Origin of the sequence: Arthrobacter sp. 24S4-2, from assembly GCF_005280255.1 — a bacterium.
Lineage (GTDB): Bacteria > Actinomycetota > Actinomycetes > Actinomycetales > Micrococcaceae > Arthrobacter.
In genome coordinates this window covers 2,064,783-2,081,494 of sequence record NZ_CP040018.1, presented here as the reverse complement: position 1 = coordinate 2,081,494, position 16,712 = coordinate 2,064,783, and the positions used below count along the sequence as shown (strand labels likewise).

The following is a 16,712-nucleotide window of genomic DNA, read 5'->3' as shown; positions in this document are numbered from 1 at the left end:
AGAGACGGGCCGGAAAGACAAGCCCTTGCAACGCGCGGGGATGGGAGCCGCCCGCAGACTTAAGGGTCCGGCGCACCGCAACAGGGATGTCGAGACAAGTTGGGCCACCACCAGCGAGGCTCGTAGGCGGGCCTTTCCGACATCTGCGGGGATACGCTGCCTAACAGACAGAGCCGCACCACAGCGCGCCGCCTGATCAGGATTCTTTTGAATCGGAAGGTCTAGTTGCATCACCCAGGGTTTTCACCTGGGCAGGTCCAGGATGAACCACAGTGGAGATGGTCGGCGAGTCGTATGAGAAAGTCAGTTCCTCGAAGTTTCGGTCAATGCCGATCGGGAGGTCGTTGTCGCCAACGATAAATTGAAGGCGACCGGGCACCATTGCTACCTGCGTAGCAAACCGTCGATACATGTGACTCGAGATGTCTTGTTCTGCGTTCAATGCCAGTCGCGGGCTGTCCAACAGCAGAAAGGCAGGAAAACGTGTATCACGTCTGCGGGTCGCGACAGTTACTAGTGAGATCCAGTATGCGACCTGTGTCGCCGTAATGATTCCACCAGCAGAGCTTACTTCGATAAAAGGTTGACCATTCAAGAGTGGAAGATAAGTCTCTGGGCTGATGTTTGCCGTCTCCACCCCCGGTATCCCGAAGTCCGTGACGGTACTCTGAAACTCCGCGTCAAGCTCTGCGAACAGCTCCGATTTGCGTCGCGTAAGCGCGCTTTCCGCTCGTTGCAGGTCAGCCTGCATTCGTGCCCTACGCTTAGTCTTCTCCTCTGCCTCTGCCTGGAGCTCCTCCGCCCTGTCCCACTGACGAAGGACTTGTTCTAGGGCATCCTGTTCGACAGCCGAACGCTCCGCGCCTGCGGTTGCGTCGGCGTATGCCTGCAGACGCGGTGTGATGCGAGAAGCAGTTCGCGAGTCAATTTCCGCCGTTAGCGATTCAACGAGCGCAACTCGATCATTTGCCACGCGAGCTGTTTGCAGAACTTGTTCACTGATGATTCGGACTTGCTCGTCGATCTCACCTAGTTGATTTTGGAGCTGCGCGCTCTCGTATTGTGCGGTTGCAGGAAGACCGACAACGATATCCTCTTGCAGGCAAACAGGGCACTGATCTGCGGGAACAGCCCTCTGGTCGAGGCGCTGCGTGCACCTCGGGCAGACGGAGAACTCAATACTAGCCAGCCTCAACCCGGCCGACTCCATGCGGGCGAGACGATCAAGGTCACTTCGAACTCGAAGGCGCTCGACGGTGTACTCCTCGCGCTGCCTACTCAATTCAGCTGCACGGTGGCGGGCTTCCGCGAGGGAGTCTTCAGCATCGTTAAGTAGATCACGCAGAATTTGAGATTGGCGGTCGACGACCTCAGATAGTTCAAGCTTGAGGCTATTCAGACTGGCCTTTGCTTGGACTTCTTGCTTTTGCACATCGGCCAAAGTCACTTCGGCTTCGAAACGGCTGGTGAGCCCTGTGTCGGCCAAGAACTGGCGGACAATGTTTGCACTTTGGGCCGCATTATCAATGTCACTCTTCAGAGTGTTTACTTCGGAACGCATATGAAGCATCGCTGATGACGTGATCCCAAACAAAATCTCAAAAACGGATTTTCGCTTTGGTTCGTAATAGCCTTGCTGGCTCCAGGCAATGTCCCGGTTCATCTCCGCTTGGGGTATATACATGAAGTGGAAAACGTCGTTAAAGGTGATCTGCGCACCGGCGCTTGTGCTACGACCACCTCTGGCGGCGGCAAGCAGTCCGGTCTCTAAGCCCATTGCTGTCATCAGAAGGTCGCTAATGGGCCGCTCATCGCCGCCAACCGAATGATCCCGCAATCGTTCACCGGTAACAAGGTCGGCGACTCTGACCGTTCGCTGGAGTTCCGAGGCCAGTCCGCGAGATAGCCGCAGCCTTAGGTCCCCTATATGAATCGAAACATGTACATCATTGATACTTTCTCGCGCCACAGGGGCCAGAAGAGCTTCCCCACCCAAACCGTATTTAATGAGTTCGAAGAGTGTGGTCTTGCCAACCCCAGTGCGACCAGAAAGTACAGTCAAATCTGAGGCAAAGGTATATGCAACGGTTCCGTTCGTAGTTTCAAGGTGAACCGACTCGATACGGAAGAATGCTGTCATGAAATGATCTCTCTCTGCGGACGATCCATTAGGTCGGCGAGCCTGGTATAAATGAGTTCTTTCAAAGCGTTACCCGATAAACCGACAGAGGCGTGAGCGATTGCCTCGCATCGATCTGCGGTCTGCCCCCACAACGTGTCGCCCTTCAGCGCATCGACAAGCTTCTTCCCCGATGTAGTTGCGGTCAAGGCGACACTGCCTTGCCGTCCCTTTACGTACCTAATGAGTCCCCGTGAGACGAGGGCTCCCACGACCGGGTAGTACCTGTCATCCCAGGGCCCATACTTATACCGAACCATAGGGTCCTCCACCTCCGTGGGCGCCGAAATCTCGCTCTCCGAGAGATGCAATTTGGGATCACCGTCATGGAGGGCGTCTAAGACCACACTTGCCAGTGCCGGGTACCTAACAAGAAAGTCGAGCTTTGCAAGCTTCGTGAGTCCGTCGAGCTTCCTAGCATGTCCTGACTCTGCGGCAACAGCCGTAATCAAGAGAAGAATGCGCGCTTGGTGATACGCGAGGTCATCTATGACCCACCGTAGCGACTCCGGATCAGTTGTCGTCCTCACTAGACGCTCCTCTGAGAGATCAGTAGCTGCAGCAACCCCTCTGCATCAAATCTGTCCGTGTACCACGCACGGCAACGATTCGTGAGGTCCGAGGCGCCGCCCAAGAGTAGATCGGCGTTCAGGCCCTGCACATCGGTGTGGCCCTCTAATGCAACAAATCGAGCGTCAAGTTCGCGCCAGAGCGCTGCTCCCCACCGCGCACCATCGACACGTACTTCTTCCGTCGCCTGATCAATTACCCGACTTAGGACGTTATTCATTGCCCTTCGTTGATCTGAAAGGCTAGGAGTTCCTCGGCGTGCCCGCCAGTATTGTCCGAATTGGAGGCGAAGGTCATCCGCACGTTCAATCGAGTTGTCAGAGCAGCCACCCTCAGCCATCTTCACGGCCATTCGGTTAGCCTTGATCAGGCGCGGCAATGGTGCGTAACCTGCGGCATTCGCAATCGCGAAACGCACGGCAGTATCGACATCCGCCAGCGAGAGTTCGCGCGATGAAAGCTGCTCGTCGTGAGGGATACCTAGGACCACTGGAAGTGATCCTCCTCGAGAAGGGCCGGCCGCCCTCATACGAGGTCTAATTAGAGCTAAGGCTGCATGCCATACAGCGTTCCCAGACTCCGGACGACCAAGACGTTCGGCCACGGGCCTGCCATAGCGCTCTCCGGCCAAGTCGGGAACTTGATCTCGACGAGGAAGCTCTGAGTCAATCCGCGTCGCCGCCAGGAAGGCCCGGAGCACAGTAGCCGAGACTTCCTTACCCTGGCTGACATTCGTCGCCGTCAGCTTCCGAATGCCCTTCTGCAACCCGTCAATGACTTGGAGGACGTGTTCTTCTTCAGAATCCCTTTCCGAACGAAGAACATCGCACACTCGAGATGTTTTGGCCCCGTCATCGCTCAGTCCCCCCGTCGTGACTAACCTACACAAGGGGGTTTGTTGAAGGTCGTCCCAACGAAGGAAGAGATGCAGCAATCCACCTTCAGCCAAGACCTGTCTGTAGGTTGAAAACGTACCAACACTAGCCTCTCGGTGTTTACCGGAGACTATTTCCGTCGCGTTTCCTTCGACAACAACCCAATCCTCATGGTGCTCGCAGACAATTCTGAACGAGACGTCTCCGAAGGCTCCAGCATCATCTAACGCCTCGAAGTATGCGGCCAAGACGTCGGCCGTTGCCATCATGGCCTGCCATTCGTAGCGGTCTGCGGTGTCCGCCCCAGCGTCGTCGGGTGGTGGTGTGCGCCTTAATACCTCTACAGCATTTGGACTATCCGTCGAAAATGTCACGCTGGCCCCCTCACGGACAAGAATACAGTTGTGTCTTCAACATCGTGTCGGACACGCCTAGAAGCCTAACTGCAAGGTCATGTTTCGCCGACTCTCAATTCGAAAGACTTGATGATTCTCGAACCCACCATTGGCTAAACCGTTCCGGGTTTGATGCCGTTATCTTCTGTGAGAAAGATAGTGATTATGCCCGGGCAGTTCCTGTGCCCGAAGTCCATGACCGTGCAGTGCGCATGACCTTGGATCGGTTGTCCGAATGCTCATCTGTTTATGCTGCCTGCAAGGCCGTGGCGCCGGAGCTCGGGGTCCGGTCCTGAATCGCTGCGCCGAGGGTTGTCCAGTCCCGGTCGATGCCGGTGAGAAGAGCGGTCCGAGCAGTGATGAGCTGGAAGAGTTCGAGCGGCTTCGGGCTGAGGTGCGGGGCTTGAGTATGTCCGACGAGATCCTAAAGCAGCCTCGATTTTGTTCGCGAGGGAGCTCGACCCTCGCCACCGCTAATCTGTCGATTCATCGACGAAATGCGCGCTGAAAGGAACCTACCGGGCGTGGAAGAAGCGCCTGCCGGCCCTGCGCACCATCGAAGACGCGCGCATCACCGACGGGCTCCGCAGTCTGAAGGTCCCGGATGCGAAGGGACGTCCCCGGCCCGAGATCATCTACGGGCGGCGGAAAATGACGCAGTGGCTGCGCCGGAACGGGTTCCCTGAAGCCTCCAAACACACCGTGGACCGGCTCATGCGCCAAGAGCGCATGAACGGGCTCATAGGGGCCGCCGGACCCGCCCCACCATCCCGGGCAAGGACGGCCGCCGTGCCGGTGACCTGCTGAATCGGGACTTCACGGCCGAGGCCCCGAACCGGATCTGGGTCACCGATTTCACCTACGTCCCGGTCTACTCCGGATTCGTCTACGTCGCCCTGGTCATCGATCTGCACTTCCGGGCGATCGTTGGCTGGGAAGCCTCCACCGTCAACGACACCGCGTTAGTCGAACACTGCCTGCGGATGGCCCTGTGGCGGCGCCAGCTTACCGGCCGACCGGTACCGGCGAAACTGATCTATCATTCAGTCGCCGGGAAGCCAGTACGCCTCGACCCGTTACACCGACACCCTGGCCTTGGAGGGCTCGCAGCCATCCAGGGCAGTGTGTGCTTGAACGGCCATCCGTGAAGGGAGCGATGCCGCTCGAATTTGATGAGTAGGCCTCCGGAACCGGACCGGCCGGATAAGCACCGCAAGATGGCCGTTCTGCTGGAAATCGACGAACATCTTGGTGGCCGGTCCCTCCTCGCCTAACGCCTCATGGAAGAACGAAGACCTGCATGACCAACCACAGGCCGGCCTCCAGGAAGTGAGCAGGGACCGCCACCGCCGCAGCAGAGCCGACCGCAACGTCCGCCTCTTCCCGCCCGAACGGCCATACAAGGCGACTTGGCTAGATTCACAAGTAACAGCCCCAGGAGCTTGCGTCTTCGGCTGGCTGAACTGCCGTGGCCTGGCTTCGCACGACTTCGACCTTCATGTCCGACGGAAGGCATGCCTACACTTCTGGAAGGACCAGCGGTCCTGATTCGAACTACGATCTCCAGGGGGAATCTGTGTCTTCAAATTGGCACCCAAGAAAGCGCCGAGAACTCTCCCCTTGGCTTCTGTTCTTCGCCGGACTCTTCGCTGCGGGTACCGTACTCATCAGTCGCGTCGGTTGGCCTGCTTGCGTTCTTGGCCTGCTTGCCATCGTCTGCGTGGTGGGAGGTGTTGTCGTCCAGGCGGCAAAGGACAAGGCAAAGGCCAAAGACACCAGCGCCGGAGTACGTCAGCAAGCCATGAGGACCAGCGGGCCCGAGGCAGTGGACGCACCGTTGGCCAAAGATGTATCCCTCAGCATGTGGGGGGTCCACGAGTCGCTGGTGGGAATACCCTACCTGGACCGTGACGCCGAAGCTGAGGTCGTGGAAGCCTTTGAAGAGGAACGGCCCGTGCTCGTGCTGGGCGACTCCATGGTAGGAAAAACGAGAATGGCGTCCAAATTGGTCGCTGAGCTCTTCCCCAACCGCCAGGTTGTCATTCCGGACATTCCTAATGGCGTCGCAACCCTGATGAATGCGGGAGAAATCCCCGTGGAATCAATAGTGTGGCTGGACGATCTCGAGAGGTACCTCGCTGATCCGAAGGACTTGAAGACTAAGTGGATTGACCAGCTCCAACAAGCTGGAAACGTGGTCGTTGCTACCATGCGAGAAAGCTTCTACGAACGGTTTCAACCGAGTGATGATATGCCCCGGACCCAATGGGACACCCTCCTTAGGTTTCGCGTCGTACGCCTTAAGAATGACCCGGAGGAACGCAAGAAGTTAGCCGCCTTTAGCCCGATCCCCCGGATCCGCGACGGCATCCTGAAGCACGGTTTGGGAACATATGCGGGCGGAGGGTTCTTGGCCGTTGAGAGGTTAGAAAGCGGGCGCGTTACCACCCCAATTGGAGCGGCACTCGTACTTGTTGCCATTGACTGGCAACGAACGGGTATTAGTGAGGCCATACCGGAGGAAACAGCTATCAAGCTTAGCGGTCTCTATCTCGCAGAGCCTTCCTCACCGCTAGATCCTGAGCAAGTACGGTCAGGCCTGGCATGGGCCACCGATAACTCGTCAGGCGGGAGCACCTACAGGCTCACTACCCGTGCCAGCGACGGTAACCTCCGACCCTTTGACTACCTCGTGGACCACGTAGCGTCCTCTAGGAAGGCGATTCCGAACGAAGTGTGGGAGGCAGCAGCTCAAAGTGACGCTTCACCTGGGCGCCTGAACACTGCCGGAGTTTCCGCAAACATGCTGGGGCGCCAGGAGATAGCTGAACGATTTTTCGTACGAGCAGCAGAAATGGGCGACCCTGAAGGAATGGCAAACCTCGCCACAGCACGTGAGAGGCAAAATCGAATCGCTGAGGCAGAAACCCTGCACCGTAGGGCGGCTGAGGCGGGCAGCCCTCATGGTATGACGGGCCTAGCAGTAATCCTTTTACGTAGTGGCAGGACGGAGGAAGCCGAGGGTTTGCTCCGAGTGGCCGCAGTCAATGGCGACGCTGATGCCATGGCCAATTTAGGGTTTATCATGATGCGCCGCGGGGAAGAGGACGAGGGCCGCGGCTGGTACAGGCGGGCCGCTGCCGCAGGCAGCGGTCTTGGGATGACCAACTATGGCATGCAGTTAGAGGGCGAGGGTCGGCAGGAGGAGGCCGAGGCCCTCTACAGGGCTGCGACGGCCAGGGGCAATGGGGCAGGGATGTATCAGTTGTCCCTCATTCTTTCTCGACGGGGCGAAGACGCAGAAGCTGAGCGTCTCTTGACTCGGGCGGTCAGACACGGTAATCCGGCGGCCATGGCCGTGCTTGCCTCGCACATGGAGGGTATGGGGAACCAAGCCGAAGCCGAAAGGCTCTCAACGATGGCGGCCGATAGAGGTGACGCATATGGGCTGGCGCTGCAGGGAAAAAGAATGGCTGAGCGCGGAGAACTTGATGGCGCCGAGAAGCTACTCAAAAGGTCGGCCGAACAGGGTTTCACCTTCGGAATACATTGTCTGGGGGTCCTCCTTGCGCGTAGCGGCCGTATGGAAGAAGCCAAAGTGCAGTACCGAAAAGCAATTACCGACGGCGATGCCCAGAGCATGGTGAACCTCGGCCTACTTCTCACAGAGGAGGATCGAAAGGAGGAAGCAACAGCTCTCTATCAGCAGGCATCCGACTTAGGACTCCCTTTGGCGATGTTCCTCCTCGCGGAGGACCTCGAAGACAAGGGCAGACAGCAGGAGGCAGAGGAGTTAGTCAAAAAAGCCGCAAGCATGAAGGAACCTCGATCAATCACCAAACTAGGCATGGTTGCAGCCGAACGAGACGACTACGACGAAGCACTTAGGCTGCTTAGGCAGGCCTCCACGATGGGCCACCGGCACGCGGCTGAGTGTCTTAAGGTGCTGAATGATCATCTGAAGGCGAAGGAGAAGTAACAGCACCGTACTACGGCCACTAAATCCTCGCTGCCCGACGAGTCACAGGTGACTGGCGCATTCAAAGATTCTCCCAAACCGACGTCGATGTGTCTTGATGAGAACAAAGCGCACACCCGCAGAAACGGTTGTCCGTTATCTGCGGAGAACCACGCGGCTTTGAACGGGTCGCGCGTGGGAATAACTTCGGGCCGCTTATAGTATTTGGTCATTGGAGGTTGAACCACTAGAAGTGGGCTAACGCCCTGCTTTAAGCGACTGGAGCAGACTTGATGCTGTGGTGGCATCGACTGGCAGGTTGAAGGAATGAAACATGGATGAAGTGGCGAGCAAGAGCCCGTGGCTATTGAGTCTCAACTTCATTGCCCCCGTAATCTCAAGGTGGCCTCGCTACTCCGTGCCGCACTCACAGCGTCGCCAGTGGACCCCAGAAACAGCCGTCGTGGCATACTTCATCCCACTGCCTGAGCCTCTGGACGTTCCTCACTTATTCGACGTGCCGATAACTGAGGTTTTGGATCCAAGAGACAAATCACCGTCGGTGTCTCTGGGGAAGCGTCAAGGCGTGGAAAGTGTGTTCCGTACGCAGGTGCGATTCCACCAATCCGAACACAAAACTCCAGATACAGCTCTCGCCGCCGTCATGGACGCGTTGGGCGGAAGAGGGAAGGAGCGTGCATCGTCTTTTCAAAGGCCCCGAAGCGTCACCATTGCCGAGATCACGGGGCCGATAGCACTAGCGGATGAAGATGGACTGTCAACCGGCTTCGACAATGCACTCAATATCCTGCGCTCATTTCAGAGGTCGCACCACATAGTCACTACGAGACCTCTTAGTCTCGTAGTGTGAAAGAGCCTTCCGGCGATCCTCCCCGTCATGCTTTCCTCCGGTGAGATATTCGCAAAACCTGAGATGACTATGTTCGTGGCGAACCAGGACGAGCAGTATGCAAGTAGTTTTCGGGGTCCCGAACTACCCCAGGAAAAGCTCAAACAGATAAGCCAAGCGTTCAACGATTACTCCCCTAATCTGTTCACTGCGTTCAGTGATATGCGACGAGAAGCACGTCTGGCATACGCGTGTGGTAAGAACCTCTCGGCCATCATATTGGCTGGCGCCGCCGCGGAGGCACTGCTGTCCGAGATCATGCTCCTAATGATGTGGGAGGAAGATTTGGACTGCGCTGCTGTGGCGAAAATTTTAGATACTAAAGATACGGTCACCAAGAAAGTGACCTCACAGTTCGCCGGCCGATTGGGGGGCCAGTGGAACACCAAACAACCAGGGCCTATTCGTGACTGGCGGTTCAATCTAGCTGATCTGCGCAATAGGGCCGTGCATGGGGGCCACACCCCTGATGATCGAATGATACAAACTGCCTTTGAAAGCCTGGAAGCGCTTGAGCGATACATCGGCGATCGGTTAGCCGCTAATATGCGGGAGTATCCGGCGACAACTCAGATTTTCCTCGGCGCCGAGGGCCTCGCGCGCAGGGGTAAAATTACCGCGTTCCAACAGGCGGTCAGGCAAGACAACTCGTACCTTCCGCCGGCGCCCGGCCAGTATTTTCGACGCTGGAACGAAGAGGTAACCCGTATCAGAGCCGGCTGCCACGTTGGAAGCGCAGAGAACGCGGACCTCTTTCTAGTCAGGTACCCCAACGGACTTCATAGCTGGTTCATACAAGACAACTACAGCGGACTCGCTGCGCAGGTAGCTCCTCCAGTGCTGGAAGAAAAGCTAGCCGCACAAATTGCCAAACTGATGTCCGATGCGCCGCCACCAATGCCGATGTCCACAGTAATTCGCCCCCACCGTGTTGCCCTGGGAACTTCAGTGATGTGGCAGACTATCGGTGAACTAAACCCAGCCCATCCTTATCGGCGCTGGCAAATCTGCCTGATCCCGCCTCGGCTTGTCTGATGCCCTGCAAGGTGCGGAAACTTTCGAACTTATGTAACGCATTTGATTTGCACCACTGACTTCGCCGACCGGACTCGTGAGGCTTACAGGCTCACATACGGGCACTGACGGCTGGCAGGGTGCGACTGGTCTTATCATCCTGGCCACAAAGAGTTTTCGATTTTTGGATCTTTACTTTCCGCGGCAGCCATTTCCGGGTCTTTACCAGTCGGACTATGACTTCGGAGTGAGTCAGGTTGTCTTCCAGTATCTGCGCCATGCGGAGAAGGCGGCCAGGGCTGAGATCCTCCCCAGCAATTTCAAAGCCTATCCTTCGGGAGTGGGAAGCATCTGCGGGTGCCTCGTACCAATTGGAGACGCCTCCAAAGATGAACTGGCGATTTGGAAACTTCTCATCGAGATGACTGAGCAAACCAGGGAGGACAGCAATAATGCCCACGAGCAAGCCTGCGTCTGGGAGTGGCACTGCTCCACCCTGATGTTTGGCAGAAAACTGAATCCAGACAGGCGGCAATCGCCTGTTAAGTTTGTCCTGCTGTTTCTTTCTTACGGCATCAACTGCCCAACGCGCCGCAGAACCGAGCGCCTTTACCACAGAGACGACCATACCGGCAGTCACTTTGAATTCAATGAACCCTCCCCCGCCGAGTCCGGTCGGCTGGGTGACTTCTATGACGAACCCTGAGTTGCGCATGTATTCAGCCACCGTCGAGGTGAGGCCGTCATCGTTCCGACGTCCGAAACGGTCAAGGGTAGCCGAAGACACGCTCAGCTCTGAGGAATAAGCGTGAGGGAATTCGGGGATGCTAGCCATGATCTTCAGGGACTCCGCTTCTTTTCAAGGTGCCTTTTGCCCGACGGGCCTTGGCCATCCTATAAGGACATTGAGTATTTGAGGCTTTGAGCACCACCCAATCGTGCGGTTCAGCACCACTGATCGTGCGGGAGAGCGCCAGTGGTGGTGTGGCTGGGAGCCACTGACGCTCTCCGTCATCGATTACGCGCTGGCCAGCGCGGTGTGCTCCCTCATGTTGTAGGTGCCCGTCTCAACCCAGATCGTGTTGTGGATGATCCGGTCCATGATCGCGTCCGCGTGAATACCGGAGCCGAGGCGCTGGTGCCAGTCCTTCTGCGAGTACTGGGTGCAGAAGACCGTCGATGTTTCGCCGTAGCGGCGCTCCATCAGCTCCAGCAGCATGCCGCGCATCGACTCTGTCGGCCGGTCCAGCAACCACTCGTCGATTACGAGCAACGTGAATGCGGCGTATTTGCGGAGGAACTTCCCGGCTCCGCCGGGGGTGTCTTGAGCGGCGACCCAGGCTTCTTCGAGGTCGGGCATGCGGACGTAGTGGGCGCGGATGCGGTGCTCGCAGGCGCGTTTGGCGATCGCGCATCCCAGATATGACTTCCCTGATCCGGTGAACCCCTGGAAGACGACGTTCTGCTGCCGGGTCACGAATGAGCAGGGCCGAGCTGGGTCAGCAGCTGCCGGTTCAGGCCGCGTTCGTCGAGCAGCTCGATGCGGCGCAAATCCGCGTTCGGATAACGCAGCCCCGCCCGTCGGATCAGCCCGGCGACCTTGGAGTGCATGAAGGTGGAGTAGGCGTCATCGACGACCAACCTCACCCGCTCTTCGAAGGACAGACTGATCGACAGCGTCTCGTCCTGGGTGTCGATCGCCTCGAGCAGCTCGCTCGCGTTCATCTCCCGGAGCTTGCGTTTGGTCTCCCCGTCCAGGCGGCTCAACGGGTCCCTCTGGCGTAGTAGGCGCCGCCGCGGACGTATCCGCCATCGTCGCCCTCAGGTTCCTCCAGGACGTGGCCGGTCTTGTCCTGCCCGGTATCGAGGATCGGTCTCAGATGGGCGTAACGGGGCGATCGTATCGGCCCGCGCAGCGCGAGTTGGCATGCGGCTTCGACCCGGGCTGGTGAGAACCTACGAGACAGGCGCAGGACCGCCAGGGTTGGGTCGTAGCCGACCTCCTCGATGGAGGCTGCTTCGAAGATTTTGCCGATCACCGTCACCGTGGCCGGGCCCATCCGGGCTGCCCAATCGTCAATCCGGGCCCGGTCCCAGACCTGCCAACTGCGTCCCTCGGGCAGGTCCGCGTCGTTCGTTTGATACTGATTCACCGTGCTTGCCGGCAGCAGCAGGTGGCTGGTCAGGCGCTCGTCAGCCCGATAGACCTCCAGCATGGTGTCCGTGACGCGAAGGTCAACGAGAGAGCCGATGTGGCTGAAGGGGACGGAGTAGAAGTTCTTCGCCCAGACCACGTGTGCGTTCTTGTTCACCTTGCGCCGGTAGCCCACGTGCTGATCTCGAACGGGGCAGCCGGCAGCGGTTGCATGAGCGGCAGTTCCTCGGTGGTGAAGACGCTCAGCCGGGATCCAATGCGTTTCTGGAACGGTTGCCGGTTATAGGCATCGATCTGCTCATAGACCCGGGTGCGCAACTGGGCCAGGGACGTGAACTGCTCGTGTCTGAGCCCTGCGATGACCCAGGTCGCGACGTGCGAGACCGTGTTCTCGACGCTCGCCTGGTCTTTTGGTGCCCGAACTCTGCCCGGCAGCACGGCGGCTGAATAATGCGCCGCCATCTCGCGGTAGGCGTCGTTGAGAACGACCTCTCCCTCGCGGGGGTGGGAGATCACCCCGGTCTTCAGGTTGTCGGGCACCATCGCCGCATGGGCGCGCAACCACGACTCCTGCCGCATATCCAGGCTCGCTTCCACGAACGCATACCGGCTGAAAGGCAGGCAGGCGACGAACAAGTACACCTTCGAGATCTCACCCGTGGTCGGATCCAGAAGCTGCATGGTGGGCCCGGACCAGTCGACCTCGATGCTGCGGCCGGCCTTGTGACCAACCCGGGACGACGCCCCGGTCACGGCGGCGTGCTCACCATAAAGCCGGCAGAATCGGTCATAACTCATCACCGCCTGCCCTGCGCGAGAAGACGCGTCGAGATACTCCTGGTGCAGCAGCTTCAACGTCACCCCCACACGGGCCAGCTCGGTGCGCACACGGGCCCAATCCGGCTGCGCAAAGACACTCTCACGGACGCCACGGCCGGGAAACAACACCGCATACACCTCGGCCTCCGACAGCTCGGCGACGTCATCCCAACCGAGACCTGCCAGCTCCGCCGCATCGAGGACCGCCTGAATGCTATGCCGGGATATCCCATGAGCTGACTCCATTGCTCTTCTCGACAGGCTTTGATTACGCAGCTGCAACACCAGCTTCGCTTTGATCTTCCGTACCATTACCGGTACTCCTTCCACCATGTGTCCGTCACACGGTGGAAGGAGCTTTGCAGGTGGTGCTCAACCACACCAACAGTGGTGCTGAACCACACCATTCGCGCTATCGGACGATGGCGCTCACCCGCACCACAGGTGGAGCCCACGGAAGCCAATATTCAAGGACATCACCACACGGCATTGAAGAGCAGACTCCGAGAGACATGTACATGGCCGCGCGGCCGAGTTTGGACAAGTACGACGGATCAACCCAACCAGAATTGCCCGGAAGAAGAGTCCGGATCCCACACACCTGCAGTCTGTGGACGGATCGTACGCCAGCCACAGACGCCACCGGAGACGTTCCCGCTGAACCCGGAACGTCCTAGGAAACCCACGATCCGGGCCGCAAAGTCATGTCGCCTGAAACAGAGAACCGCATGAAGTAGTGAAGGCAGAACCATGAGGAAGGGACCAAAATGCAGGCCGGAAAGCCGCCCGTGCACAAAGGTGTGCACAATGTGCACACACCCTTTGGCCGGACAAACTCGCGATGAGCGGGACTCTGCCTGGTTCGCAGAAAGCAGCCATCCGAGGAAGATCGTCGAAGGGAATTCGGCTTCGTCATGTCGTCACCACAACTCTTGTCCATGAATGAGTGACGGCCAAAAACCTGGCCGCCGGTACAGCCAGATAGGACGGCACATACCCTAGATTCCAGCTGCGGAGGGCCCACCAGCCAGGGCTCTGATCCCGCCACCCACATAACTCCACAGGCGATCGCGGCGCCAGGCACAGTCCGCGGCCAGTATCAGAGGAACCCGCGGAGGCTCAATGTCCACACATTAAAGCAAAAACCCCTCTGACGAGGGGTTATGCGTGCCCGAGGTGGGACTCGAACCCACACACCTTTCGATACCGCATTTTGAGTGCGGCGCGTCTGCCAATTCCGCCACTCGGGCGCGGATTACACAGGAGTAACAATCGTAGGCCCACAGCTCAGTTGTGAGCAACGCGATCGCTTCCAGTGCGCGAAATTACTCTACATGCAGATAGGCTGAATTCCAGAATCGCGCCAGTGCCGCCGCAACGAACCCATGCAGTTCCAAGTACAACAGCGGGCACAACTAAGATGGACTAGTTCCCGCCGTACCTTTCAAGGAGTTCCCGTGTCAGAACAGACGGAGTCAAACCCCAACACCCAGCCGGCCCGCCGCGTGATTGTCGCCGAGGACGAGACCCTTATCCGCCTGGACATCATCGAAATCCTCCGGGGCGAAGGCTATGACGTCATCGGCGAAGCGGACAACGGCGAGAAGGCCGTGCAGCTCGCCGAGGAACTCAAGCCCGACCTCGTCCTGATGGACGTCAAGATGCCAGTAATGGACGGCATCTCCGCAGCCGAGAAGATCGTCAAGGCCCGCATCGCCCCCGTCGTGCTCCTGACGGCGTTCAGCCAGAAGGAACTCGTGGAGCGCGCCCGCGACGCCGGAGCCATGGCCTACGTAGTCAAGCCCTTCACCCCTGCGGACCTGATCCCCGCCCTGGAGATCGCACTCTCCCGTCACGAGGAGATCAAGGCCCTCGAAAGCGAGGTCTCGGACCTCCAGGAACAGTTCGCCACCCGCAAGCTCGTGGAGCGCGCCAAGAGCCTGCTGACCACCAAGATGGGCCTCACCGAGCCCGAGGCCTTCCGCTGGATCCAGAAGACCTCCATGGACCGCCGCCTCAGCATGCGCGAGGTCGCCGAAACCATCATCAACCAGGTCAACTAACCACAGCGGCCCGGCAGGCCACCGCCCGCCGGGCATCAAGGCCAGCTCCGCCGGCCCGGCAGGTCCCGCACGACGGCGGCCCGCCGGTCCATGCGGACAGCTTAAGCCGGCCAGCACCACCAGAAAAAGACAAAAAGGGAGGCTCCCCGCCAATCTGCAGGGAGCCTCCCTTTTGTTCCAAGCGCGGCTAGCGCCGCATCAGAGGACCTACTAGGCCTTCTTCTTCCGTTCCGGCCACGGTCCGAGCTTTTCCTTGTTGCTGGCAGCATCGCCCACGAATGTGCTGTCGGCAAGGTCGCCCACCTTGTGGACCTTCAGCGAGTTCGTCGAACCGGCCTTGCCGGGAGGCGAACCGGCAGCGATGACCACCAGGTCGCCGTCCTCCACGAGGTTCAGTTCCAGCAGGCTACGGTCAACCTGTGCGGTCATTTCGTCGGTGTGGTCCACCATCGGGACCAGGACCGGCTGGATGCCCCAGGTCAGCGCGAGCTGGTTCCAGACGTGCTCCACCGGGGTGAAGGCAAAGACCGGCTTGACCGGACGCAGGCGTGACAGGCGGCGGGCGGAGTCGCCGGACTGGGTGAAAGCACAGATGTACTTTGCGTCCAGCTGGTCGGCGATTTCGACGGCGGCGCGGGTGATGGCGCCACCACGGGTCTTGGGCTTGGTTCCCAGCGGGGGAACGCGCTCCAGGCCGTGGACCTCGGTGGACTCGATGATCCGGGCCATGACCTTGACGGTCTCGATCGGGTACTTGCCCACGCTGGTCTCGCCGGAGAGCATGACTGCGTCAGCGCCGTCGAGCACTGCGTTGGCGCAGTCCGAAGCCTCCGCACGGGTGGGGCGCGGGTTGTCGATCATGGATTCGAGCACCTGGGTGGCGACGATGACCGGCTTGGCCCAGCGGCGGGCCAGTTCGATGGCGCGCTTCTGGACGATCGGCACCTCTTCGAGGGGAAGCTCCACGCCGAGGTCGCCACGGGCCACCATGATGGCGTCGAAGGCGTCAATGATCTCGTGCAGCTGCTCAACGGCCTGCGGCTTCTCGATCTTGGCGATCACCGGTACGCGGCGACCCTCTTCGTCCATAATTTCGTGGACGCGCTTGATGTCCGTGGCGTCACGCACGAAGGACAGGGCAACCATGTCCACGCCGCGGCGCATGGCCCAGCGCAGATCGTCCTCGTCCTTTTCGCTCAGCGCGGGAACGTTGACCGCAACACCGGGCAGGTTGATGCCCTTGTTGTTGGAAACCATGCCGCCGACGGTCACCTGGGCGACCACCTTGACGTCGTCGACCTCGAGGGCCCGCATGGCCACCTTGCCGTCGTCGATCAGCAGCGCGTCGCCGACATTGACGTCGTCGGTGAGGCTCTTGAGCGTGGTGGAGCAGATGTCCTTGGTGCCCGGGACGTCTTCGGTGGTGATGGTGAAGATGTCGCCGACTGCCAGCAGGTGCGGGCCGTCAACAAAGCGGCCAAGACGGATCTTGGGGCCCTGGAGGTCGGCCATGATGGCAACCGGCTTGCCGAGCTGCTTCGATGCCCTACGAACGTTCTCGTAAGTCCCGTCGTGCACGGAGTAGTCTCCGTGGCTCATGTTCATGCGGGCAACATCCACGCCGGCTTCAATAACTGCGAGGGTGTTCTCGAAGCTGGAAATAGCCGGTCCGAATGTTGCCACGATCTTAGCGCGTCTCATATACCTACCCTATTGGTCTGTTTCTGGATTGGAGTTGTACCGCAGGTGAACTTCCGTGGTCCCCCGTTTGTGA

General features: G+C 59.1%; 12 protein-coding genes, 1 tRNA gene and 1 pseudogene. 5 read left to right on the top strand and 9 right to left on the bottom strand.

What is annotated here, in order from left to right; genetic code table 11:
* Positions 1-196 precede the first annotated feature (196 nt).
* The 3 genes from FCN77_RS09515 to FCN77_RS09505 are packed head-to-tail and all read right to left on the bottom strand — an operon-like array spanning position 197 to position 3,998.
* Entirely contained in the window at positions 197-2,140 is a 1,944-nt protein-coding gene (locus tag FCN77_RS09515; RefSeq protein ID WP_137322078.1) for an AAA family ATPase, read from the bottom strand.
* Positions 2,137-2,709, bottom strand: a complete 573-nt coding sequence (locus FCN77_RS26235; protein ID WP_217496252.1) for a hypothetical protein — start codon at positions 2,707-2,709, stop codon at positions 2,137-2,139. The genes FCN77_RS09515 and FCN77_RS26235 overlap by 4 nt, the downstream gene beginning before the upstream one ends.
* Positions 2,709-3,998: a hypothetical protein gene (locus tag FCN77_RS09505; protein ID WP_137322077.1), complete on the bottom strand. Its 1,290-nt coding sequence runs from the start codon at positions 3,996-3,998 to the stop codon at positions 2,709-2,711. Before FCN77_RS09505 ends, FCN77_RS26235 begins: the two co-directional genes overlap by 1 nt.
* A 672-nt stretch (positions 3,999-4,670) precedes the next feature.
* Here FCN77_RS09505 and FCN77_RS27615 point away from each other — a divergent pair.
* From FCN77_RS27615 to FCN77_RS09485, 4 genes are all read left to right on the top strand, one after another.
* On the top strand, positions 4,671-4,826 hold the full coding sequence (locus FCN77_RS27615; protein ID WP_137322076.1) for a hypothetical protein: 156 nt from the start codon (positions 4,671-4,673) through the stop codon (positions 4,824-4,826).
* Positions 4,787-5,167, top strand: coding sequence for a DDE-type integrase/transposase/recombinase (locus FCN77_RS27610; RefSeq protein WP_137324715.1), 381 nt, complete (start codon positions 4,787-4,789; stop codon positions 5,165-5,167). The genes FCN77_RS27615 and FCN77_RS27610 overlap by 40 nt, the downstream gene beginning before the upstream one ends.
* A 575-nt stretch (positions 5,168-5,742) precedes the next feature.
* Complete coding sequence (locus FCN77_RS09490) at positions 5,743-7,998, top strand: tetratricopeptide repeat protein (RefSeq protein WP_217496251.1); 2,256 nt, start codon at positions 5,743-5,745, stop codon at positions 7,996-7,998.
* Positions 7,999-8,911: 913 nt separating this feature from the next.
* The gene (locus tag FCN77_RS09485) at positions 8,912-9,922 is read left to right on the top strand and encodes a hypothetical protein (protein WP_175417192.1); all 1,011 of its coding nucleotides are present in this window, start codon (positions 8,912-8,914) and stop codon (positions 9,920-9,922) included.
* Positions 9,923-10,013: 91 nt separating this feature from the next.
* Here FCN77_RS09485 and FCN77_RS25890 read toward each other — a convergent pair whose 3' ends face one another.
* The 5 genes and pseudogenes from FCN77_RS25890 to FCN77_RS09465 form a co-directional block, all read right to left on the bottom strand.
* Entirely contained in the window at positions 10,014-10,736 is a 723-nt protein-coding gene (locus tag FCN77_RS25890; RefSeq protein ID WP_175417191.1) for a hypothetical protein, read from the bottom strand.
* A gap of 183 nt (positions 10,737-10,919) precedes the next feature.
* A complete protein-coding gene (locus FCN77_RS27355) occupies positions 10,920-11,378 on the bottom strand; it encodes an ATP-binding protein (RefSeq protein ID WP_302647275.1) in 459 nt (152 codons plus the stop codon).
* Positions 11,375-11,668: a hypothetical protein gene (locus tag FCN77_RS27350; RefSeq protein ID WP_302647273.1), complete on the bottom strand. Its 294-nt coding sequence runs from the start codon at positions 11,666-11,668 to the stop codon at positions 11,375-11,377. The genes FCN77_RS27355 and FCN77_RS27350 overlap by 4 nt, the downstream gene beginning before the upstream one ends.
* A pseudogene (gene istA, locus FCN77_RS09470) lies at positions 11,665-13,187 on the bottom strand (IS21 family transposase). Before istA ends, FCN77_RS27350 begins: the two are co-directional and overlap by 4 nt.
* An 856-nt stretch (positions 13,188-14,043) precedes the next feature.
* Positions 14,044-14,125: transfer RNA gene (locus FCN77_RS09465), tRNA-Leu, on the bottom strand.
* A 207-nt stretch (positions 14,126-14,332) separates the two neighbouring features.
* Between FCN77_RS09465 and FCN77_RS09460 the strand changes: the two genes are divergently transcribed.
* The gene (locus FCN77_RS09460) at positions 14,333-14,938 is read left to right on the top strand and encodes an ANTAR domain-containing response regulator (protein ID WP_137322072.1); all 606 of its coding nucleotides are present in this window, start codon (positions 14,333-14,335) and stop codon (positions 14,936-14,938) included.
* 210 nt (positions 14,939-15,148) lie between these two features.
* Here FCN77_RS09460 and pyk read toward each other — a convergent pair whose 3' ends face one another.
* Entirely contained in the window at positions 15,149-16,639 is a 1,491-nt protein-coding gene (pyk, locus tag FCN77_RS09455; protein ID WP_137322071.1) for a pyruvate kinase, read from the bottom strand.
* Positions 16,640-16,712: the final 73 nt, after the last annotated feature.

Coding starts and splice junctions, on each gene's coding strand:
- FCN77_RS25890 (WP_175417191.1), bottom strand. CDS start 10,736: ATGGCTAGCATCCCCGAATTCCCTCACGCTTATTCCTCAGAGCTGAGC.
- FCN77_RS09515 (WP_137322078.1), bottom strand. CDS start 2,140: ATGACAGCATTCTTCCGTATCGAGTCGGTTCACCTTGAAACTACGAAC.
- FCN77_RS09485 (WP_175417192.1), top strand. CDS start 8,912: ATGACTATGTTCGTGGCGAACCAGGACGAGCAGTATGCAAGTAGTTTT.
- pyk (WP_137322071.1), bottom strand. CDS start 16,639: ATGAGACGCGCTAAGATCGTGGCAACATTCGGACCGGCTATTTCCAGC.
- FCN77_RS27615 (WP_137322076.1), top strand. CDS start 4,671: ATGACGCAGTGGCTGCGCCGGAACGGGTTCCCTGAAGCCTCCAAACAC.